Origin of the sequence: uncultured Caldilinea sp., assembly GCF_937128415.1 — a bacterium.
In the GTDB taxonomy this organism is placed as follows: domain Bacteria; phylum Chloroflexota; class Anaerolineae; order Caldilineales; family Caldilineaceae; genus Caldilinea.
The window spans coordinates 92420-115253 of record NZ_CAKZMJ010000067.1; the positions used below are offsets into that span (position 1 = coordinate 92420).

Sequence of the window (22834 nt, forward strand, 5' to 3'; positions counted from 1 at the left end):
CCATGACGACGACGGCTCAACGCGTCACCACCGGCGCCCAACCTCAGGCGCGCAAGCGATTTCGGCTCAACCGTTGGGATTCGCCGTGGTTGAATGCCAAATTTCTGGTCGGCCTTTCCATGGTGTTGTTCGTGATGCTGCTGGGGCCGGTCGGCCAGCTCTTTTGGGACACGCGGCTGGCGCTGCCGGCCTCGTCGCCGCTCAACCTGCCGCCGCCCTGGGCGCCCGGCTACGCATCCGAGACGGACAAGCCGGCGGTTCAACAGGTTGAAGCCTTGCGCCCGCGCACAGCAGCGACGCCGGCTGTAGAAAGTGCACCGCCAGCGCCAACGGCGCCGGCGGTCAGCCGCTCGATCACGGGCGGCAATCCCTTTGCGCGCACCCCCGCCGCCGAACAAGCCCAACCGGCTGCGACGCCCGCCCGCAGCTCGCTCACAGGGGGAAACCCGTTCGCCACACCGCGAGCGACGGAGAGCGCTGCAGCGGCCACCACCGCTGGACAGACCCAACAGCCGCGCCAGGCTGTAGGCGCCGCCGCCTATGCGCGTTTCGGCACGCCGACGTGGGCGCATCCGCTCGGCACCGATAGCAGCGGGCGCGACATGTTGGCCGTGCTGCTGGTCGGCGCGCCGCGCTCACTGCGCATCGGCCTGATCGCCGCCAGCATCGGCATGGCGATCGGCGTCATCCTGGGCTTTACGGCCGGCTATCTGGGCGGCTGGGTCGATTCCGTCATCCGCACCATCTCCGACGCCGTCATCGTGATCCCGGCGCTGGCCGTGCTCATTGTCATCGGCGCCTACGTCCGAGTCCTTCAGATCGAGACCATGGCCTTGCTCTTGGCGCTCTTCGCCTGGCCTGGGCCGACGCGCCTGATCCGCGCCCAGGTGTTGAGCATGCGCGAGCGCGGCTATGTACAGATGGCGCGCATCTCCGGCGCCAACGCATTTCACATCATGTTCCTGGAGATGATGCCCAATATGCTGCCCTACATCGCCGCCAGCTTCACGGGCAACGTCTCCGCCGCCATCCTGGCCGCCACCGGTCTGGAAGTGCTCGGTCTTGGCCCTACGCGCATCCCCACGCTGGGCATGACCATCTACTACGCCATCAGCGCCGCCGCCATCCTGCGCGGCATGTGGTGGTGGTGGGGCGTCCCGATCGTCGCCCTGGTGATCGTCTTCTCCGGCCTCTTCTTGATGACGGTCGGCCTGGATGAAATCGCCAATCCACGTCTGCGCGGACGGAAGGTGACCGCATGAGCGTCAAGATGGAATATCGCTTGGGCCCGGGGCAACGAGCTGCCGACGGCCGCGAGATCACGTTGGAAGTCAAGAACCTCAAAGTCTATTACAGCACGCCCACCGGCGACGTGCGCGCCGTCGATGACGTGAGCTTTCACGTCTACAAAGGCGAAATCCTTGGCCTCGTCGGAGAGTCAGGCTGCGGCAAGACCACGACGGCGATGGCGATCCTGCGCATGGTGCAGCCGCCGGGGCGCATCGTCAGCGGTCAGGTGCTGCTCGACGGCGTTGACCTGGTGAAACTCAACGAAGCGCAACTCCGTCAGGTGCGCTGGAACACGCTGGCGCTCATCCCACAGGGCGCCATGAACTCGCTGAACCCCGTCATGCGCATTCACTCGCAGATCGCCGAAGCGATCGTGACGCACGAAGGCAAGCAGCCCAAAGACAAGCTCCGACAGCGCATCCTTGACCTGTTGGCGATGGTGGGCCTGCCCAGTCGCGTCTATGACATGTATCCGCACGAGCTGAGCGGCGGCATGAAGCAACGCGTCTGCATCGCTATGGCGATCGCGCTGCATCCTTCGCTCATCATCGCCGACGAGCCGACCAGCGCGCTCGACGTGGTGGTGCAGCGCGTCGTTGGGCAGACGCTGCTGGACGTCAAAGAGCGCATGGATATGTCGATGATTCTGATCGGCCATGACATGGGTCTGCAGGCGCAGCTCGTCGACCGCATCGCCGTGATGTACGCCGGCCACATGGTGGAAGTGGCGCCGGTGCGAGCCATCTTCGCCGAGCCGCTTCATCCCTACACGCAACTGCTGATCGAGTCGATTCCGTCGATCAAAGAGCGCAAGCCGCTCAAACTGACCGAAGGGCTGACCCACGACCTGCGCAACCCGCCGCCAGGTTGCATTTTCCAGGAGCGCTGCCCCAAGGTCATGGAAGTCTGCCGAGTGGAACGACCGAAATTGCGCCAAATCAAGCCGGAGCATTATGTAGCATGCCACTTGTATGAATAGGTTCGACCCTGTAAACTGACAGACATGAGTGCAATGTACAAGATTCGATTGACGCTTGAATTGAACGAAGAAAGCGGAGTTTACACCGTGACCAGCCCTGACGTTCCAGGGTTGGTTACGGAAGGCGCCACACCGGAAGAAATCACCCACAATGTACAAGAGGCTCTTCAGGGGCTGCTCGAAGCCTGGCAAGAGCTCGGTATTGAACCTCCTGAAACGCTGCGCATCGCCCAGGCGACGTCGCCTGACACCGTCGAAGTGCTCGTTGCAGCATGAAATATCAGCAGTTGGCCAGGCGATTACGCGAGTTGGGCTGTGAAGAGCTACGTCAGGCAAAGGGCAGCCATCGCTTCTGGTACAATCCAGCCACTCGTCGAGTTGCGTCGGCCCCTGATTGGGGTGCAAAGGACCTTGCGCCGGGCACAGTGCGGAGCATCATCCGTCAACTTGGAATCAGCCGAGAGGAATTCGGCCCCATCAAATAGTGAAATTACGAATCGCAATGTCCCAGCCATTACTCGAAATCAAAAACGTAACCAAAATCTACGGGGGAACCGGCTTCTTCAGAAAGAGCCGCATGACCGTTGCGCTGCAGGATTTCAACCTGACCATCGCCGCCAAACCGGCGACCATCACCACGATCGCCGGGGAAAGCGGCAGCGGCAAGACGACGCTCGCCAACCTGGTGCTCGGCTTTATCCGACCCACCAGCGGACAGATTTTCTACAAAGGCGTCGACGTCGGCGCCATGGATGGACGCCAATTGATGGAGTATCGCCGCGAGGTGCAGGCGGTTTTTCAGGACCCTTACGCCGTCTACAACCCGTTCTATCGGGTCAAGCACATCTTCGATCTGGTGATCAAGAACTTCAAGCTCGCTCGCTCGAAGGCAGAGGCGCGCGAGATGATCGAAGAGGCGCTCAACGTCGTCGGTCTGCGCGGAGAGGAAGTGCTGGAAAAATACCCCCATCAGCTCAGTGGGGGCCAGCGCCAACGCATGATGGTGGCGCGCGCCTACATGCTGAAGCCGAGGCTGATCGTCGCCGACGAGCCGGTCTCGATGGTCGACGCTTCGCTGCGCGCCATGATTCTCGACATCATGCTGCGCCTGCGCGACCAATACAACATCTCATTCTTGTACATCACGCACGATCTCTCCACCGCCTACCAGATCGGCGACAACATTCACCTGCTCTATCAAGGCTCCGTGGCTGAACGCGGCGCCACCGTGCAGGTGATCGAAAATCCGAAGCATCCTTATGTCCAGTTGCTGATCGACTCGATCCCAGTGCCCGACCCCACCGTCAAATGGGGCGGCGAAGAGATCTCCACGCTGGACGACGAACAGATGCGCACCAGCGTCACGAGCGGCTGCCGTTTCTACGGGCGCTGCCGCTATCGCATGAATCATTGTCTGGAGAAGGCGCCGCCGCTCTACCCGGTCGGCGAAGCCGGGCACGAGGCCGCCTGCTACCTCTACGCCCCTGAACGTGAAACCGTCCGGTGACCACGCGTGAACGACAGGAACGACGCTATTTTTGGCTGGCGCTGGGGACGCCGCTGCTTTTCCTGATCGCCTACTTTGCCTGGGTGTTGGGCGTGCGCAATCTGTTCGCCGTCTGTCCTCCTTCCTGTCGCAGCCAGGATTTCAGCGGCGGCAACCTGAGCGGGCTGACCCTGCGCAACGCCGACCTGCGCGAGGCCAACTTCAGCCGCGCCTTCCTTGACGGGGTCGATCTGAGCGGCGCCGACCTCTCCTTCGCCAACCTCAGCGGCGCATCGCTCGCAGAGGCCGATCTCAGCCGCGCCAACCTGACCGGGGCGACGCTCCTCCAGGCTCGCGCCGCTAATGCGAACTTCGCCGGCGCGCGTCTGCGAGGCGCGCGCCTGGATCAGGCCGACCTCACCGCGGCCAACCTGAGCGACGCCGACCTGACCGCCGCCTCCCTGACGCACACCCGGCTGCACGGCGCCCTTCTGACCGAGAATACGCAGCTTGCACCCAAGTGGCGGCTGGTCTGGCGCATCCTCAACGCGCCGGAGTCGATCGATTCCCTCGCGGAGGCCGACCTGCGCGACGCCGACCTCAGCGAGGCCCGGCTGGCAGGATTCGATCTGCGCCGCGCCGACCTGCGCAACGCGCAGCTCGCCGGCGCCGACCTCAGCGACGCCGACCTAGCGTTTGTCCGTTTTCAACAGGCGAGACTCGACGAACGGACGCGCATCGCGCCCAAGTGGCGGCTGGTCTGGCAGGTGGTCAACACGGTCGAGCGCGAACAACAGCTCGCCGGCGCCGACCTGTCGGAAGCGTGGCTGGCAGGCGCATATCTGCGCGCCGCCGACCTGACGCGCGCGACGCTGACCGGCGCCGTCCTCACCGACGCCGATCTGCGCTACGCCCGGCTCGACGGCGCCGATCTCCGCCGTGCCGACCTCCGGCGCGCGGCGCTGCAAGAAGCTTTGCTGACGGAAGCCGACCTGCGCGGGGCCAACCTCACGCTGGCCGACCTGCGGCTGGTCAACTGGCGCGGCGCGATGCTGGACGATCACACCGTCATCGACCCGGCGCAACGGCTGATCCATGATGTGGTCAACAACGGCGCTGCACAGCGCGACCTGCGCGGGGCCCGCCTCGCCTGGGCCAACCTTGCCGGCGTCGACTTTACAGGCGCGGATCTCAGCGGCGCCGACTTGCGCCACGCCGACCTGCGCGGGGCGACTCTGGCGCAAACGAACCTGACCGGCGCCAATCTCGACGGCGCACGGCTGCCTTAGGGCGACTTCCGGAGATTGCCCGGAGAATACGGGGTCTCATATAATGAAACTGGGATGCGCAATTCAATCTATCACCAAGACGCGACGGAACAGAAGTCTCGGCATCCGCTCACTTCACGCCGTCGCGTCCTCATGATTTTAATCCGCCATAAGGAGTGACAAGCGTGTATCACAAAATATTTTGGACCGCAGAAAAGATCGCCCGTCGCCTGCAGCTGCTCGAAGCAAGCCAGGTGGTCTACCGTCGCAGCGTGGAGCTGCCGGCCTTTCGCTATTGCGAGCTGGAGCCGGAGGGCTTTGAGCCGCCAAAACCGCTCGTGGGCCCAGAGGTCGACCGCAGCGGCTGGCGGGTGATCGAACCCAACACTTTTTGGGGTAAACGCTACACCAACTTTATGTTAAGCACGACCTTCACTGCGCCCGCAAACTGGCCCGTCGACGCGCCTGTTGCGCTTTATCTGCCGTTGGGCGAGTCGGGCGATTTCAGCCATCCAGAGGCGCTCGCCTACATCGACGGCGTGGCCTACGCCGCCTGCGACCGCCATCACCAGGAAATTCTGCTGCCCGCGCAGTGGCGCGACGGCGCCGAACATCTGCTCGACCTGTACGGCTGGAGCGGCCTCTTCGGCGCGGCGGTGAATCCGAGCACGCCAGCGCTCTTCATGCGGCCATGCAAAGTCGTGCTTATCGACCAGCCCACGCGCAACTTCCTGGTCACCGTGCGCGTGGCGCTGGAAACGGCCAACCGGCTCGACGACGACCACCCCGCCAAAGGCCATCTGCTCAACGCGCTTGACGCTGCCTTCAAAGCGCTCGACACGCGCAGCCCGGCCGTGCAGAACCTGGAAAATCTCTCCATCGTTCCGACCGACGCTGTTGCGTTCGGCGACGATTTCTACGCCAGTGTGCCCGTCGCCCACGCCATCCTCAAGGAGGGCATCGCCAAGGCGGGGCCGGCGCTCGATGTGGAAGTGATCGGCACGGGTCATGCGCACATCGACGTCGCCTGGCTGTGGACGTTGGGCGTGACGCGGCAAAAGGCGGGCCGCACCTTCCACACCGTGCTGCGGCTGATGGAGCAGTTCCCTGAATACCACTTCACGCAGAGCCAGCCCCAGCTCTACGACTACGTGCGCAAGGACTACCCCGCCCTTTTCGAGGGCATCAAGCAGCGCGTGGCGGAGGGCCGCTGGGAGCCGATCGGCGGCATGTGGGTGGAGGCGGACTGCAACCTGAGCGGGCCGGAGTCGCTGGCGCGACAGTTCCTGCTGGGGCGCACCTTCTTCCGTCAACACTTCGGCCCCGACGCAGAATCGCCCGTGCTCTGGCTGCCCGACGTTTTCGGCTACGCCTGGAACCTGCCGCAACTGATCAAAGAAGCCGGGCTGGAGTACTTCTTCACCATCAAGATCGGGTGGAGCCAGTACAACCGCCTGCCCTACGACTCCTTCTGGTGGCAGGGGCTGGACGGCACCAAGGTGCTCACCCACTTCAGCACCACGCCCGACTTCGGCGCATACGCCAGCACCTACAACGCCATGGCGACGCCAGCGCAAAATCTAGGGACATGGCAAAATTTTCAGCAAAAAGAATTGCAACATACGCTGCTGATGGCTTTCGGCTACGGCGACGGCGGCGGTGGCCCCACGCGCGAGATGCTCGAAAACATTCGTGAAATGGCCGACTTCCCCGGCCTGCCCAGGATGCGCAACGGCTCAGTGATCGAGTTCTACCGCAAAATGGAGGCGGAGGCGGGCGACCGGCTGCCCACCTGGAACGGCGAGCTGTATCTGGAGCTGCACCGCGGCACCTACACCACCCAAAGCCGCAACAAGCGCGCCAACCGCAAGAGCGAATTTCTGCTCCACGACGCCGAGTTCCTGGCCACGTTGGCGCGTCTCACCGCCGTCGACTACGCCTACCCGCAGGAGACGTTGCGCAAAGCTTGGGAGCTGGTCTGTCTCAACCAGTTCCACGACATCATTCCCGGCAGCTCGATTGCGCCGGTTTATGTCGAGTCGCAGGCGCAATACGCCGAGATTCGCCGCATGGCGGAGGGCGTGATCGAGGAGGCGCTGGCCGCATTGACGCCGACCGACGCCTGGGGCGTCGTCGTCAACCCGACAAGCTTTGCGCGCCACGACCTGGCGTTTTTGCCGCTGGCGAAAGAGGAAACGCAAGGGCCGCCGACGCTGACGGCCAACGGGCGAACGGTCGTCGTGCAGGCGGTCGACGGCGGGCTGCTGCTGGACGCCGGCGAGCTGCCGCCCTTCTCGACGACGCCGCTGAGGGCGGACGCATCCGCTGCGCCTGCGCCGCAGCCTGGCCTGTTGGAGGTGACGCCTAATCGGCTGGAGAATGCCTTCGTGCGCGTGGAACTGAACGCCGACGGCGACATCACGCGCATCTACGACAAGGTGAATGCTCGCGAGGTGTTGCCCGCCGGCGCAGTCGCCAACCAGTTCCAGGCGCACGAGGATCGGCCGCTCAACTGGGACGCCTGGGACGTGGATATCTTCCTGCGGGACAAGATGTGGCTGGCCGATCCCGCCAGCTCGATTCGAGTGATCGAGGCGGGGCCGCTGCGCGCCACGCTGGAGATCAAGCGGCGCATCCTCAGCAGCGACTATACGCAACGCATCAGCCTCCGCCACAACAGTCCGCAGATCGACGTCGTCACCGATATTGACTGGCGAGAGCGGGCCATCTTCCTAAAGGTGGCTTTCCCGGTCGATGTGCTCAGCCCCAAGGCCACCTACGAAATCCAGTGGGGAAACACCGAGCGACCGACGCACTGGAACACAAGCTGGGACTGGGCGCGCTTCGAGACATGCGCGCAGAAGTGGGTCGATCTAAGCGAGGGCGGCTACGGCGTCAGCGTGCTCAACGACTGTAAATATGGCCACGACATCAAGGACAACGTCATTCGCATCAGCCTGCTGCGCGGCCCTGGCTCGCCCGATCCCACCGCAGACCTCGGCCATCACACCTTCGCTTACAGCATCTTGCCGCACGCCGGCGGCTGGGATGAACGCACAGTGCGCGCCGCCTACGCGCTCAACGACCCGCTGATTGCACGGAAGAGCGCAGGACGAAGTGCAAAAGGGACGAACGCTCCGCTTGTCGTCTGCGATGCGCCAAACGTGATTATCGAGACGGTGAAATGGGCGGAGGATGGAAACGGGATCATCGTGCGCCTGTATGACACGCAGCGACGTCGCGGGCCGATCACGTTGACGACAAGTTTTCCGCTGCGGGCCGCCATGCGCACGAATCTCCTGGAGGAGGAGAAGCAGGCGCTCTCCGTCGAGGGAAATCGCGTGCGCTATTCCATTCGTCCCTTCGAGATCGTGACGCTGCGGTTGATTCCGGCGTAGAGGTTCGCCGGAATCAACCAAACGAGGAGGCGTGCGGCGCTCTTCTCCCCCTCACCCAAGGTTAGGAGAGGGGGTCAGGGGGTGAGGGCCCGCACGGGCCCATCGAGGACGTGCGGCTGCGAGCCGCACCTACGAAAAATCATCATTGCTCCGTAGGCGCTGCTCGTAGCAGCGCCACCTCGGTTTTTCCACGGCGAATGTGTCTGTCGAGGACGTGCGGCTGGGAGCCGCACCTACGGTGTTCCCTTCTCCCCCTCTCCCAAGGTTGGGAGAGGGGGTCAGGGGGTGAGGGCCCACCCAAGCCGCGCCGCGTCTTTGATTGACGGTTTCTCAAAACAGGCGAACGGTCGTCACCTGGCGCGGAGCCAGCGCAACCTCTACGCTCCCGTCGTGTACGCGCAGATCTTCCACAGGTTGACCGAAGAGATCGCAGCGTTGGGCGGCTGTCACGGTGAGCAGGCCGGAACCGATGCGCGCAACCTGCGACGAATCGCCGGCGTTGAGCAGGCGCACAAGCACGCCGCCCCCATGCGCCGGCTTGAGATGCAGCGTCAGCACCGGCGGCTGCGGCAGCGATAGCAGCGAGCCGCTCGTCGGCCAGGGCGTCGCCGGCGTCGGTTCGCCGAGGTGTTGGAGCAGCAGACCGTCCCAGGCGGCGTCCAGCCCGAAGCGATGCGCCTGCGCTTCATCAAAGCTCCCAGCATAAGGTTCAATGCGATAGCGCGCTGTCACCAGCCCCGGTTGATGGGCGCGGAAATTGGTCTCCCAGTAGTTATTGGTCACCCAGCCCAGCAACATCGCCCGGTCGAAGGTGAACTCGGCCTGATTGTGGCCGAAGTGGAAGTCGCCGATCTGCACCATTGGGTTCTCCGGCATGGCGATGCGCACGCCGTAACGGCCGTTGTTGAAGTCGACCCAGTTCTGCACGGTGAAATAGTCGTAGCAGACGCCGGGAATCTGATCTACGCCTGGGATTATGGCCTGGCCGCCCAAATCGAGGCGCGGGGTGGCGCCTGGCAGGTTGAACGGATAGAGCAGATAGGTCGCCTCAGGATGTGTGGTCAGCCCCATATGCCAGGCAGCGCGGAACTCCACCCATTCGGCGTAATCGGGCAGGAAAACGCTTTGGATGAGGGTTCCCTCGACGCCGGGCGCCTCCAACACCTGCACCACGCGCAGGCCGGCGGGCGTGCGATAGACGTTGTGGGTGAGGACGCGGGTCGGCGTGCGTCGTCGCGCCCGCCAGCCGCGTTTCCAGCCCCGCGGTCGCTCAACATGCTCCGAATCCCATTTCATCTGGAAGAGACGATGCCGCGGCCAGGGATGGTCGAGGTCGGCCACCTCCTCGTGCACAAAGCTATTGAATCGATAGCCGGCGTCGCCGTCCACCCATTCGCGCGCCAGGCGCTTATCGCGCCAGAGGATGACGCCGCCCTGCTCCAGGTCGAAGGTGAGGCGGTGGTAAGCGTTCTCGATGACGTCGTCCTCCATCAACTGGTCGGCGGGCGAGTAGGTCGTCAACCGGCTACGCGGCACGACGACGTAACCAAAGGCCGGCGCCACGGTCGGCGGCAGCGCTGTGCGCGGGGTGAGCAGGTCGGTGAACTCGTCCTGGACGCCGGGCATATCGGGGCGGCGTCGCGTTGACTCTCGATCCTGGAAATGACGACCGGAGGTCGAGTCCTCCGGTGCGCCGCGCGGCTTGAGCACCCACTCGGAGACGTCGCCGGCGAAGGTGTGCGGCCAGGGTAGAGGGTTAAAGAGCAGCAGGTCGTCGGGCCGCTCGCGATGCACCTGCCGGGCCAGCGCCGCCAGTGCATCGCGCTGCAAGAGCAGGCTGAGACTGCGCGCCTGATAGGCGAAGTGCGCCTTGTGGTTCCACTGGCTGGCGGTGTCGTCGCTGTCGGGCCGGGTCACGGAAAGGTCTGCACCCCAGGTGTGTTCATCCCACAACATCAGGCTGTCCCACGCCTCCTGTCGATAGTGCGTAAAGGAGCGTTGCAGCCAGGGATCGAGGACGATAGTCTGCTCTGTGGGAGCAGCGGTCGGGTTTTGTTTGGCGCCGGCGAGCAAGGCGGCGGTCACAGCGTCCGCTGTGCGCAGGCGCAGCCGACTCTGCCGATTGATCGCCTGCTCGCGAGCGCTGCTGATGCAGCCGAAGTTCCAGAAATCGGTCCAGTCGCCTCGATAGGTCGGCAGACGGTCGGCGTAGGCTTTGACTGCAGCCCACCACTGCCGCGGAGTTGCCAGCTTGATGTACGGCGCTTTGCCGGAAGCGTTCCACTGCTCGATCCAGGGGACAAAGCCCTCGAAAGCCGAACCGTTGTCGCCGAAGGGGTGGAAGCTCTGCACCATCACGATCGGGAAGGGATAGTTGATGGCGTCAAGCCGCTCTAACACACGCGGCCACCAAACGCGCTCGAAGTCATCGAAGCTGCGGCCGACGCCATAGCGCCAGCCCTGGTCATAGGGCCAGCCGCTGTACGCCAGGATGGAGCGTCCGCTCGGCCCCTGCCAGTAGAAGAGATCGGGGCGATCGAGCGGCGCGCCGCCGAAGTGGGTGTTGATGGCCATGGTGAAGCCCTCGACGCCAGCGTCGAGCAGGAGGTCCACCAGCGGCCAGTTTTCGCCGTTGACGTCGCAGTTCATGGCCGAGGTGATGGTGAAGCCATAGTCGCGGCGCAGGCGGTCGACGCGCTCCAGACTTTCGATCAGCTCGTCGGTGTCGTAGAGCGGCGTGATGTTGGCGAACATGGCCGTGACTTCGATGCGTCCGGCGCGCTCCATGGCCTGGAAGCGCTCGATCTCGGCGGTGGAGGCGCGCTGAAGCCAGCGTTCGAGCACGTAGGTGTTCTCGACCGTCCAGCGAAAGGCGGCGTCGCTGTCACGGTCGGCGTAGCGCTCGGCGAGCAGAAGCGCCTCGGTCAGGAAGCGCTCGTGCAGGTCGAACACGATCGGTTGATCATGGGTGTAACCGACGTCGGTGTGGCTGTGATGGATGAAATAGAGCGTTTCGATTTTCGTCATGGCAGGGAGCTTTCTTCGTCATCGTGAATCGTTAGATTCTCACCTTATCGGCCCGCAGGTGTTTTCATGCTTTCCTTCAGCACCTGTTTCACCAACGCTAGAGAGGCGACGCATTCCTCGTTCGGATTGCGGTCTTCCGGCTCGTGCTCGATGCTGATGGCGCCCTTGTAGTCCATTTCCACCAGCGTGCGCACGCAATCGACCACCGGCACGACGCCTTTCCCGAGCTGACAGGTCTTATGGCCGCCCGGCGCAACGACGTCCTTAAGATGCACGTGGAAGAGACGCGGCCCGACTGCGCGCAGGGCGGCCACGGCGTCCACGCCATAGGTGCCGAACCAGCCGGTGTCCACGCAGAAGCCAATCACGTCTTCGTCGCCGTCGCCCACCTTGTCGAGCATCTCCTGAATCGACTTTTCGGGATGGTTTTCATAGCCGAACTTCAGGCCGTAATGGCGCAGCGTGTCGGCCATCCAGGCGCGGTCGTTGACGAGCAATGCACAGTTGCCGCCCATCACCGGCGCGCCCAGCTCGCGCGTCAGCCAGCAGGCTTTCTCGAACTCGGCGCGCGTGTTGCCGAACCAACCCGCCGTGCTGACGACCTGCATGCGATGGCGCACCAGCGTCGTGCGCGCAATGCGGATGTGCTCCCGCGTCGCCCAGGCGTAGTGAAGATGGGCCAGCCAGATGTCGACGGCGGTGAACCCCAGTTCGGCGATCTCGGCGATCAACGCGTCGAAGCGCCGGCTGTAGGTGATCAGGGGCCGGAAGTAGGCTTGCGTGGCCTCGTCGCCTTGCTTCCAGCCTTCGGTCATGTGGTAGTTGAGCTCTCGCGCCACATAGTTGGCGGACATAAATGAAATCGTAATCATGGGGCGATCCTTTGTTGGGTTGCGTGTTGCTTGTTGCGGGTGAAGAGAATCTTTGAATTATCCTTAAGCCGTCACCGCCGCAGCCGCTCGAAATATTGCTTGCGGAACTTGGCGACCTTCGGCGCAATCACGACCTGGCAGTAGGGTTGCAACGGATTGCGCGCAAAGTAGCGCTGATGATACTCCTCCGCCGGATAGAAGGCGTCGAAAGGCTTCAGCTCGGTCACGATCGGGTTCGGCCACAGCCCCTGGCGCGTCACCTCCTCCATCACCTCCAGCGCCGTCCGCTTCTGCGTCTCGTCGTGATAGAGAATGATCGACCGATACTGCGTCCCCACGTCGGCGCCCTGACGGTTGAGCGTCGTCGGGTCGTGAATCGTAAAGAAAATGCGCAACAGATCGCGATAGCTGATCACCGAGGGATCGAAGGTGATCTGCACCACCTCTGCATGGCCGGTGGCGCCGCTGCACACTTCACGATAGGTTGGGTTCCTGACATGCCCACCTGCGTAGCCGGAGACCACTTGCTCCACGCCCTGCAGCTCGCTGTAGACCGCCTCCAGGCACCAGAAGCAGCCGCCGCCGAGCGTGGCGACTTCCAAAGTTTTCTGCTCGTTGCTCATGCGCTCGCTCCTCTCTTTCACCGTAAAGATCCCGAAAAGTGGACGGTCTCGCCTCTCCTCACTCTCTCTTCTCCTTCCACGCCTGCTTGAGGGCCAGCAGCGCAGCGCCGACCGCAGCATCCAGGTGAGGCGTGACGACCTCGGCCTGGGGCGCAACCTCTTCCAGGCGCAACGTCAACAGATGACGCAAGAGGTCGCCGTGCGTCAGGTTGCCTCCGGCGAGGACAAGCGGGAAGCGCTCGCGCTCCAGGCCCAACCCGCGGATCACCGTCTCGGCCCGCAACGCCAAATTATCGGCGGCCCAGGCGAGGATGTGATAGGCGACCTCGTCGCGTTCGGCGGCGCACTCCTCGGCCAGGTGCGCCAGCGCAGCCACGTGCGCCCAGCCGCTCTGATTGTACGTCCAGGCGATCAGGTCGTTGACTTCCCTCAGCTTCAGATGCGCCAGCACGCGCGCGGTCAACGCCGTGGCCGGCCCGCAGCCATCGGTCGCCGCCGTGATCGACTGCAGGATCGCTGCGCCGATGCTAAAGCCGCCACCGGGGTCGCCGAGGATCGGTCCCCAACCGCCGGCGCGTCGCCTGCGCCCCTGGTCATCCACGCCGAAGACGATCATTCCCGTGCCGCTGATGACGACGACGCCGTAGAGGTCGCCGCCTGTGCCGCTCGCCAACGCCGCTGCGGCGTCATGATCGACGTAGGCGTAGGCGCGCGGCAGCATCTCCGACGCCCATTGGCGCACCCTGCGCGCATCCTCCGGCCTCCCCACGCCGGACATGCCCAGGCCGATTGCGGCCACCTCGCCCGGCTCGGCGCTGGCCTGGGAGAGCACCGTCACCACGGCTTCCGCCAGCCGCTCGCGCACGGTGGCGTGATCTACGGCGTTGATGTTGGTGGAGCCGACGGTGACCGTCGCCAGCACGTCGCCTTCTTCGTTGACGGCCACGCAGCGCGTCTTCGTGCCGCCGCCGTCGATGCCGATTGTGATCATCCTTCCGGCCACTCCGTAGACCCTCTCGTTAAGCCCCCATGATTGCGCCAGAGGCGACACCCTACGGGAGCGCCTTTGATGAACCAGACGCAGCTCATAGCTGCTTTTTGTAGGTTCACTTCGCAATCTCACGGGTCTGCCGAAATGGGCGGCTGCGAGCCGCCCCTACAGATCCAATATCACCCTCCGATAATTCCTTCCCGGCGCAATTTTGCCCAGCACGACCGCTTCCTTTGCGCCGGTGCACGCAGGGACGTTGCCCGGCAGCCCATGCGCGCACAGATACGCCAGTAAAGCAAAAGTCAGCGCTTCTTTGGCGTCGGCGGAGAAGCCCAGCGCGTCGTGTGGGATAAGCGGAACTTCCCATCCGAACTGCACCGCCAGCCTGGCGCGCAACGCCGCCATCAACACAGGATTGTGCACCCCGCCGCCGGCCACAACCACCTCGGCGATGGGGCCAGGCGCAAAACGGGCATATGCGTCCACGATGCTGGCCGCCGTCAGGACGGTCACGGTGGCGACGAAGTCCGCCGGCCTTGCGCCCATCGCCTCCGCCTCCCTACGCATCGCTTCCGCCAGTTGTACAGAGAAAAGCTCGCGGCCGGTCGTCTTCGGCGGCGGCTGATGAAAGTAGGGATGCGAGAGCCACCGCATTAGCAAAGGTTCGATCACCCGCCCCTGGCCGGCGAGCCTGCCGTCCTGATCGTAAGTCAGTTCGCCGCCGCTGACAAACCGCACAGCCCAGTCGATCAGCACGTTGCCGGGGCCGGTGTCGAAGGCCAACGGCGCTGCATCCAGGTCAACCGGCGGCAGAAACGTCACGTTGCCGATGCCGCCGATGTTTTGCACGGCGCGCCAGCCGCCTGCAACGCCGTGAAGGTCAGGCGGCGGCCGCAGCAGCAACCAGTCGAAGATGCTCACCAGCGGCGCGCCCTGGCCGCCCATGGCCACATCCGCCACGCGAAAGTCGCCGACCGTCGTCACGCCCGTGCGTGCGGCGATCACCGCTGGCTCTCCGATCTGCAAGGTGCTGGTCACCCGTCCGTCGCCGGCCACATCGTGCCAGAGGGTCTGTCCGTGGCTGCCAATGAGATCGAGGCTCGAGAGCGGAAGACCGGCGTCCGCCGCCACGCGCTGCACCGCGTCTGCAAAGACTTCGGCGAGGCGGAAGTTGGCGCGACAGAGATCGGCGGGCGTCCCGCGTCCGGCGAAGAGGTCGAAGATTAGCGCGCGCTCCGCCTCCGGCCAGGGCAGGGTGGCGAAGGCGAGCATCTGTATATGCACGCCTTCGCCCTGCGGTGAAGGCAACCCCGTGATGTCTGCGATCGCCACATCGACGCCGTCGGCGGAGGTGCCGCTCATCAGCCCGGCGACGCGCATCTTCACCTCAGCGCCTGCGTCAACGCCTCCGCCTGCGCCCGATAGTCGGCCATGTGGATGACCTGATGGCTCAGGCGGGCGTCTTCGGCTGCGAAAGCGAGCAGGTGGCTTTCCAGCGAAACGCGCGCGGTGGTGAGCGGCGCAATTTCCCCGCGCAGCACGCGCACGAAGTCGCGCATGATGCCTTCATCGCCGCCGCCGTGCCCCATTGCAGCCGTGTCCACGCGGATGGTTTCCGTCTTGCCGCCGTGGATGTTGATCTCGATCTCGCCCGGCTCCACCGCACGGGCGCGCAGCGTGCCCTTGGTGCCGTCGTAGCGCATCGAGCGGTGCTCCTGGTTGGAATGACCGTGCATGACCAGCGTGACCGAGGCGCCGTTCTCCAGCTCCATCAGCACCGTCTGATGATCGACGACGTCGTTGTCGCAGCGATAGACGCAGCGGCCGTAGGGTCCGGTCTCAATCGCCTGTTTTCGTCCGGCGCGGCTGACGTCGGGCGAGATCGTGATGAAAGGCCAGATGTTGGGGGCGTCCGGGTCCAGGCCGGCTGCGGCCAGGCGCTGGCGCGCATCGGGAATGGTGCGTTCGTAGTCAAGATAGATGGCGATCGCCGAGAAGGGGCATTCCGGCTCGATCGGGCAGCCGTCGGTGCAGCGCGCCGGAATTTCCGGCCCCACGTTTTCGCTGCGGAAGTGAATCAGCGAGCCGACCGAGGAGAGCCGCACGACCGGCTGCTTGAGGTTCCAAACCAGGATGTCGAAGTCGTGGCAGCATTTGGCGAGAATCATCGGGCTGGAGAGCGCCTTGTTGCGCCAGTTGCCGCGCACGAAGCTGTGCGCCATGTGCCAGTAGACGACGTTTTCGCGGTGCTCCACGGTGACGATCTCGCCGATGGCGCCTGAGTCCAGAATCTCGTGCAATTTGCGCCAGAAGGGTGCATAGCGCAGCACATGGCAGATTTGCAGCACGCGGCCGGTGCGCTCCGACGCCTGCACCAGGCGGACGCAGCCTTCCAGCGTGTGCGCCATCGGCTTTTCCAGCAGCACGTCGTAGCCCGCCTCCATGGCTGCAATCGCCGGCTCGACGTGCATCTGATCCTGGGTGGCGATGATGGCACCGTCGGCCAGTTGTCCGGCGGCGATCAAATCCTCCCAGGTGACGAAGCAACGGCTGTCGTCGATGTCATGCGCCTCGGCCAGGCGCTGCCGTCGGATCGGGTTCGGCCACGCCGACGATGCGCACTTCATCCGGGTGACGCAGCGCATACGAAGCATACGCGTTGGCCCCACGCGAACCTGCGCCGATGACAACCAATTCAACCGGTTTCGACATCATCCACCTTCTTTCTATCGTTCAATAGCCTGTCGCCAGGCGGCTTCCAACAACGCAATGCTCTTGGGCATGGCGGTCTCCGCCGGTTCATGCCCCTCCATCTCTATAGAGACGTAGCCGGTGAAGCCGGCGTCCAACAGGATGCGGAAAATGCGCGCGTAGTCCAGATCGAGCGTGTAGACCGTGCCGCCGCCCGGATAAGTCTTGGCGTGGGCCAGCCAGACATAAGGGGCGATCTTTTCCATGGCCGCGTACATATCCGGCTCGAAATAGAAGTTGCCCATGTCCAGAATCGCGCGCAGCCAGGGCGAGCCGACGCTGCTGAGGATGCGCACCATGCCGTCGGCGGTGGTGGTCAACCCCCAGTGATTTTCCAGCAACAGCATCACCCCGCGACGCTCGGCGTGCGGCAGGCATTGCTCGATGGCGTCGATGCACCAGCGAAAGCCGTCGTCCAACGTGTAGCCTTCCCACGGCTCCACCCACCCGCGCGCCGCAATCAGCTCCGAAAAGGGCGCTCGCTTGCGGAAGCCGCCGGAATTGATGCGGATCGAAGGGATGCCCAGCTCATGCGCCAGATCGATGCAATGCAGCGTGTGTTCGATCTCGCGGCGTCGCTCTTCTTCCTCGGCCCAGACAAAATCCTGATGAATGCTCAGGTTGTAAAGGTCGAGGCCGAGCTGGAAGGCGCGACGCTTCAGCGAGCGCAAGTACGCAGGCTCCTCCGACGCCATCTGGCGATGCAACAGCTCGACGCCGGCCAACCCCAACTGTGCAGCGGCTTCGAGCACCTGCTCCAGCGGCGTCACCTCCGGCGTGAAATGCCAGTAGGAATAGCTGGATGTCCCCAAACGCAATGTCGTCATGTTCTCCTCTCTTTGCAGTTGACTTTTCCATCCGGCGCCGGACTTCACCGATTCAGGGTCGGGAGTGCGTTTTCCAATGGCACCGGCTCCCCCCGACGCGCCGACGCGTAGGCTGCCAGGGCCACCGCCAGCGCAGCCAGGCCGTCCGCTCCCGTGATGGAAGGCGCGCGCTCGCTGCGCACCATGTCCACGAAATCCGCCATCAATCCACGATCGATGTCGCTGCCGTAACTCACCCACTGCGTCTTGCCCGTTGCGTCCGACGCCACGGTGACATATTGGTGCAACGCATCCAGGTAAATTGCGCCGCGCTCTCCCACCACCTCGATCTTCACATCTCCCCAGACGGGATAACTCGGCGGGCGCGACCAGCTTGTGTCGAGCGAACCGTAGACGCCGTTGCTGAGCGTGAAGGAGAGCAGGCCGGCGTCGTCGATGCCCAGATCGGGATGCAGCAGGCTGTCGCCCACCTCGGCGTAGACCTCCGTCACTTCGGCGTTCCAGAACCAGCGCAACAGGTCGATCACGTGCACGGTGTGGTCGATCACTGCGCCGCCGCCCGCCAGCTCCGGATCGACGAACCAGCCGCCCGGCATTGAGCCGTGATTCGTGCAATTGACGGCGAAGACCTGGCCTAACTCGCCGGCGTCGAGCCGGCGCTTGAGCTCCACGACCGCCGGCGCAAAACGCACCGGAAAGGCGATCTGCAGCCGCGTATTGGCGGTCGCGCACCGTTCGATCATCGCCTGCGCGTCGGCGAGGGTGACGGCGATGGGCTTTTCACAAAGGATGGCGCCCACCCGCCCCGCCGCCAGCTCCACCAGCGGCCGGTGCAGCGCGTTCTCGCTGCACACGACGACGGCGTCCGGTCCGGCGTCGAGAAGCTGCTCCGCCTGTTCGTAGCGACGGACGCCCAGCCGCTGCGACCACTCCACCGCCAGCGACGGCGAACGATCCCACATTCCGACAATCTCGACGCCCGCCATCTGCAGCAGATTCGCTGCATAGCTGACCGAATGCATGTGGGCGACGCCCAGAAAGCCAATGCGCACTGTCTTTTCGCTCATGGCGTCATCCTCCGAACTCTTTGAGTGCAACGGGGCGACCGCTGCGCATCGACTCGATGGCGGCCAGCGCGGCGCGCACCGCCTCCAGTCCATCGCGCGCGGTCACGATCGGTTGCGCGCGCCCTTCGAGCACGTCGATGAAGTGGGCCAGCTCCGCATAGTAGGGTTCGTCCTCCGGCGCAGTGGGGCTGCTGGAGAGGCGTTGCAGGCCGCGCGCTTCGTCGTACAGCTCCGCCAACAGCGGCGGACGATCCAACGAGTCCCACTCGATCAACCCCTCGTCGCCCGCCACTTCGACGCGCGTGCGGAAGACGCCGCGCGGATGCGCCCAGCTCACCTCGATGAAACCGATGGCGCCGGTGGCGAAGCGCAAGGTGATCTGGGCATGGTCCTGATAGGGGCGGCCGGCGAAGGTCAGCCCGCGGGCAAAGACGCGCTCGATGTCGCCGCAGCACCAGCGCGCAAAATCGATGTCATGCACGCCGACGTCAAGCACGACGCCGCCGCTCTGGGCGAAGTCGGCGTAATGGGCGGCGGAGAACTTGCCGCCCGGCCGGGGAAACGCGCCGCAGCGCGCGCTGCGATAGACGGCCGGCTTGCCGATGGCGCCGGCGTCGATGCGCTCCTTTACGCGGCGATACATCGGGAAGAAGCGCACCACCTGCGCCGGAAAGAGCATCACGCCGGCGCGTTCACACGCCTCCACCATCTCGCGCGCGTCGGCGGAATGGCGCGCCAACGGCTTTTCGCAGATGATAGCCTTGCCGGCGTCCGCAGCGGCCAACACGAGTTCCTTGTGCGTGGAGGCGGGCGTGCAGATATCGACGACATCCACAGCGGCCAGCAGCGCCTCCAACGAAGCAAAGGCGCGGCCGCCGTAACGCTGCGCCGCGCGCGCCGCCGCCTCTGGCAAAAGATCATAATAGCCGACGATCTCGACGCCCGGCATGCGCCGCCAGCCTTCGAGGTGAACGTCGGCGATGGAGCCTGTTCCGATCACGCCTATTTTTTGCATGGTTCTAAACCGTCGTCTTCAGGGAAATAGTCATTTGTGAAGATGTTCGTCTAAACCGGTCATCCTGGAATCCATCTAGGCGGGGTCAACGCCAAGGTGCGCCGGCGCAGCCAGAGAAAACAGAGCGCGCTGCTCAGCGCCAACCCTGCGCAGACGATGAACAGGGCGTGAAAGCCGGCGGCCTGCACCACCATCCCGCCGGTGAGGCTGCCGGCGAGCTGACCGACGACGCCGGCCATGTTGAAGACGCCGCTGTTGCGGCCGCGCTGCGCCTGACCGCCGGTTTCGGCGGCGAGGGTCATCGAGGCTGCAGTGTAGCTGCCGAAGCCGAAGCCGCGCACAAGTTGAACGCCGATCAGCGCAGGCAGACTTGCGGCCAACAGCAGATAGCCGATCTGCACCAGCGCAATGCCCACGCCGCCGGCCGCCAGCACGATGGCCCGCCCCACCACGTCCGAAAGCGCGCCGCTGAGCACCATCGCCGGCATCTCGACGACGGCGGCCAGCCCCCACAGGCTGCTGATGGCCGCCTTGCTGTAGCCGAGCGCGCTCATGTAATTCGGCCACATCGTGGTGGAGGCGACGTGCGCCATCGTCCACAGCGCCACGCCGCTTAAAAAGAGCAGCGGCAGGCCCGATGGACGGCCTTGGGACGCGGACACAGCTGCGGAGGGGGTCTCTCGTACAGGCGTCTCATGCAGGCTGAGGGCAACGAGGGCGGCGACGAGATAGAAGCCTCCACAGACCAGAAAAATGAAGCTGAAGCCGAAGACGTCCGCCAGCCAGCCGCCGCCAAATGCGCCTGCAGCGAAGGCCAGCGAGCCTAGCCCGCGGAAAAGCCCCATGCTGCGCCCTTTGTGCGTCGAGGCGTCGAGCGCGTCACCCATCAGCGCCAGGCTCAAGGTCGCCACGCCGGCCATGCTCACATCGTTGAGGAGCCGCGCCAGCCAGGCCATCGTCAGGTCGTCGGCTGCGCTGAGCCAGACATAGGCGAGCGCCACGCCGGCCAGGGCGGCGACGAAGAGCCGTTTGCGCGCCTGCAACCCATCGGCCAGCCAGCCCCAGGCTGCGTTGCTGGCGAGCATGGCGACCATGGCGCTGGTGATGATCAGAGAAATCAGCGCAAAGGTGGCGCCCAATTCTTGGAGATAGAGGGTGAACAGCGGGGAGCTAACGCCGATGGCGACTAGGGTCAGCAGGTTGATTGAGGTCAGAATTCGATAATTGTTCATTGTCGCAACAGGAGCCGGTGTTGTGCACCGGCTCCATCTCCTCATTCTCTCAGTTGGCCGGGCGTCGACGTCATCGTGATGGACGATGGAGCGCCAACCCCCGGCGTTGCAATAAAACTGGACCCACCTACTGCTTCGGCTGCAGGCGGCCGGTCAACAGCAGCACGATGACGAACGGATCGTTGTAAGTGCCGTTCTGATAGACCGGGTCGCCGTCCGGCGGCCAGCCGGTGACGCGGATGTCCGGCGCCGGGTTGTTGCCATAGCGCTCCCACAGCGGAATCTGCGGCAGCAGCTCGTTGTAGGCCAGCGCCAGCTCGTTGACGACAGCCTTCTGCGCCTCGAGATCATTGCCGGCGCCCGAGGCCACCACCATGGCGCCCAGGTCCACTTCGCCGAGCACGTCGGTCTGCTGCACCAGCGGGAAGGAGATGCCCGGCTTGGTGGGATCGCCGACGCCTGAAATCACCTGATTATACGGCGTGCGCAAGTTGAAGTTGTACGAGAAGTGCGGATGCGGGTTGCCGGCGCCCCAGGCGCGGATGGCCATCTCGAACTTGCCGTCCTGCACGTCGATGTCGTGCTGCGTGAAGGTGATGCCGCGGAAGGCGGTCTTGATGCCGAAGTCGGTGAGCTGTTGCGCCAGATTTTCGGCGGCGGCCGACCAGTCGGCGAACTCGGCGGGCGCGGTCAGCTCGAACTCCATGCGCTTGCCGGTCTCATCTTTCCAGACGCCGTCGGAATCGCGCGTCCAGCCCAGGCCGGTGAGAATTTCAGCCGCTTTGTCGCGGTTGAACTCATACTTGTTGAGGCGATTGACCGTCTCTTCCGTCAGCCAGAGCGGCACGAGGTTGTCGGAGAAGCCCACCATGTTGATGACCGCCTTGCCGGAGTCGCCCAACGAGACCACGCCGTTTTCGTGGCGGTCGATGGCGTAGGCGAGCGCCTGGCGCACCAGCTTGTTGTCGAACGGCGCCACCTTGTGGTTCAGGTAGAGCGCCGGGCCGTTGTAGTTCGGTGCGCGGATGATGCGGTAGCCCTTGGCGATGAACTCACGCTCGGTGGCGGGCGGGAAGCCGTGCGTGGCGTAGTCGATGTCGCCGGCCAGCACCAGCGGCGTCACGACCGGCGTCTCGCCGTTGTAGTTGACCAGGCGGTCGAACTTCACCCAGTCCGCCATGAAGGAGGTCGGCACCTTGTTCAGGATCATCTGCGACTCGGTGATGCTGGCCGGATCGATCTTGTACGGGCCAAGCACGACCATGTCCTCCGGGCGGAACTCGTTGAAGGCGTTGAGCAGGTCTTTCCACTCCTGATCCTGCGGCGTCTTGCCGGCGGCGACCAGCTCGTTGACGCGCTGCGCCCACTCACCGTAGACCGAGGAGGCGTGGATGAAGCTGTCGCGCAGGAGGCGTCGCGGCGCCACCGAGGAGGGGCTGCGCAGGATGAAGTCGACGGTCGTGTCGTCCACCGCCACCACATCCGCCAGATGATCGGTCCATGCGACGGTGTTCTGCAGGCGATAGATGGCGAATGTGTCGACGACATCCTTGGATGTGTAGGGGCTGCCATCGCTCCACACGGCGCCCGCAGGCAGCTTGACGCGCAGCGTCACATCGTCAACCCACTCCCATGATTCGCCGGCGATGGGCATCCAGCTTGCATCCGCCCACATGTAATAGAAGAGCGGCGGCTCCATCAAGGCTTGATAAATTGCCAGGGAAAGACCGTTGGTGACGAAGGTGTTGAAGTGGCCGGTCGGCGGCACAGAATAGGGCCAGGCGATATGCATCTCGCTGACCGCCGGCGCCGCAGCCTCTCCTGGCGCAGCGGACGGCGCTGCGGCCGGCGCAACACAGGCCGAGAGGGTCAACGCCAACACCAACAACAGCGCAAACCATTTTGACGTCTTCATACCGATTCTCCTTGAAATGGTTGAACGTGGAAAACAACAGATGCATCCAAAGTCGGCGTCATCGACAGCGCTCAGGATCCATTTTTAAGGCGC

General features: G+C 64.3%; 19 protein-coding genes. 7 read left to right on the forward strand and 12 right to left on the reverse strand.

What is annotated here, in order from left to right; all coding sequences use genetic code 11:
* The first annotated feature begins 2 nt into the window (after positions 1-2).
* The 7 genes from Q0367_RS11970 to Q0367_RS11995 all read left to right on the forward strand — a co-directional run bounded on the left by Q0367_RS11970 (position 3) and on the right by Q0367_RS11995 (position 8421).
* Positions 3-1262: an ABC transporter permease gene (locus Q0367_RS11970; RefSeq protein WP_297640710.1), complete on the forward strand. Its 1260-nt coding sequence runs from the start codon at positions 3-5 to the stop codon at positions 1260-1262.
* Entirely contained in the window at positions 1259-2269 is a 1011-nt protein-coding gene (locus Q0367_RS11975) for an ABC transporter ATP-binding protein (RefSeq protein ID WP_297640709.1), read from the forward strand. Before Q0367_RS11970 ends, Q0367_RS11975 begins: the two co-directional genes overlap by 4 nt.
* Before the next feature lie 24 nt (positions 2270-2293).
* Positions 2294-2545: a type II toxin-antitoxin system HicB family antitoxin gene (locus tag Q0367_RS11980; RefSeq protein ID WP_297640707.1), complete on the forward strand. Its 252-nt coding sequence runs from the start codon at positions 2294-2296 to the stop codon at positions 2543-2545.
* Positions 2542-2754, forward strand: coding sequence for a type II toxin-antitoxin system HicA family toxin (locus Q0367_RS21110; RefSeq protein ID WP_363325862.1), 213 nt, complete (start codon positions 2542-2544; stop codon positions 2752-2754). The genes Q0367_RS11980 and Q0367_RS21110 overlap by 4 nt, the downstream gene beginning before the upstream one ends.
* Before the next feature lie 92 nt (positions 2755-2846).
* Positions 2847-3776, forward strand: coding sequence for an ABC transporter ATP-binding protein (locus tag Q0367_RS11985; protein WP_297640705.1), 930 nt, complete (start codon positions 2847-2849; stop codon positions 3774-3776).
* Positions 3773-5044, forward strand: coding sequence for a pentapeptide repeat-containing protein (locus Q0367_RS11990; RefSeq protein ID WP_298982483.1), 1272 nt, complete (start codon positions 3773-3775; stop codon positions 5042-5044). The genes Q0367_RS11985 and Q0367_RS11990 overlap by 4 nt, the downstream gene beginning before the upstream one ends.
* 164 nt (positions 5045-5208) lie before the next feature.
* Positions 5209-8421, forward strand: coding sequence for an alpha-mannosidase (locus Q0367_RS11995; protein ID WP_298982485.1), 3213 nt, complete (start codon positions 5209-5211; stop codon positions 8419-8421).
* Positions 8422-8751: 330 nt separating this feature from the next.
* On the opposite strand, the gene Q0367_RS12000 is transcribed toward Q0367_RS11995, so the two are convergent.
* From Q0367_RS12000 to Q0367_RS12055, 12 genes are all read right to left on the reverse strand, one after another.
* Entirely contained in the window at positions 8752-11448 is a 2697-nt protein-coding gene (locus Q0367_RS12000; protein WP_298982487.1) for a glycosyl hydrolase-related protein, read from the reverse strand.
* Positions 11449-11492: 44 nt separating this feature from the next.
* Complete coding sequence (locus Q0367_RS12005) at positions 11493-12320, reverse strand: sugar phosphate isomerase/epimerase (RefSeq protein WP_297640698.1); 828 nt, start codon at positions 12318-12320, stop codon at positions 11493-11495.
* 71 nt (positions 12321-12391) lie between these two features.
* A complete protein-coding gene (gene msrA / locus Q0367_RS12010; RefSeq protein ID WP_297640697.1) occupies positions 12392-12943 on the reverse strand; it encodes a peptide-methionine (S)-S-oxide reductase MsrA in 552 nt (183 codons plus the stop codon).
* Between the two features lie 58 nt (positions 12944-13001).
* A complete protein-coding gene (locus Q0367_RS12015; RefSeq protein WP_297640695.1) occupies positions 13002-13934 on the reverse strand; it encodes an ROK family protein in 933 nt (310 codons plus the stop codon).
* A 165-nt stretch (positions 13935-14099) separates the two neighbouring features.
* Positions 14100-15314, reverse strand: a complete 1215-nt coding sequence (locus tag Q0367_RS12020; RefSeq protein WP_297640778.1) for an anhydro-N-acetylmuramic acid kinase — start codon at positions 15312-15314, stop codon at positions 14100-14102.
* A 2-nt stretch (positions 15315-15316) separates the two neighbouring features.
* Positions 15317-16561 (reverse strand): Gfo/Idh/MocA family protein, encoded by a 1245-nt coding sequence (locus Q0367_RS12025; RefSeq protein WP_298982490.1) that lies wholly within the window; start codon positions 16559-16561, stop codon positions 15317-15319.
* Positions 16497-16649: a hypothetical protein gene (locus Q0367_RS12030; protein WP_298982492.1), complete on the reverse strand. Its 153-nt coding sequence runs from the start codon at positions 16647-16649 to the stop codon at positions 16497-16499. The genes Q0367_RS12025 and Q0367_RS12030 overlap by 65 nt, the downstream gene beginning before the upstream one ends.
* 11 nt (positions 16650-16660) lie before the next feature.
* Positions 16661-17512, reverse strand: a complete 852-nt coding sequence (locus tag Q0367_RS12035; protein WP_297640691.1) for a sugar phosphate isomerase/epimerase — start codon at positions 17510-17512, stop codon at positions 16661-16663.
* 44 nt (positions 17513-17556) lie between these two features.
* Positions 17557-18579, reverse strand: a complete 1023-nt coding sequence (locus Q0367_RS12040) for a Gfo/Idh/MocA family protein (RefSeq protein WP_297640689.1) — start codon at positions 18577-18579, stop codon at positions 17557-17559.
* 4 nt (positions 18580-18583) lie between these two features.
* Complete coding sequence (locus tag Q0367_RS12045; protein ID WP_297640682.1) at positions 18584-19594, reverse strand: Gfo/Idh/MocA family protein; 1011 nt, start codon at positions 19592-19594, stop codon at positions 18584-18586.
* A 59-nt stretch (positions 19595-19653) separates the two neighbouring features.
* Positions 19654-20826 (reverse strand): MFS transporter, encoded by a 1173-nt coding sequence (locus tag Q0367_RS12050; RefSeq protein WP_297640680.1) that lies wholly within the window; start codon positions 20824-20826, stop codon positions 19654-19656.
* Between the two features lie 127 nt (positions 20827-20953).
* Positions 20954-22741: an ABC transporter substrate-binding protein gene (locus Q0367_RS12055; protein ID WP_297640678.1), complete on the reverse strand. Its 1788-nt coding sequence runs from the start codon at positions 22739-22741 to the stop codon at positions 20954-20956.
* Between the last annotated feature and the right edge of the window lie 93 nt (positions 22742-22834).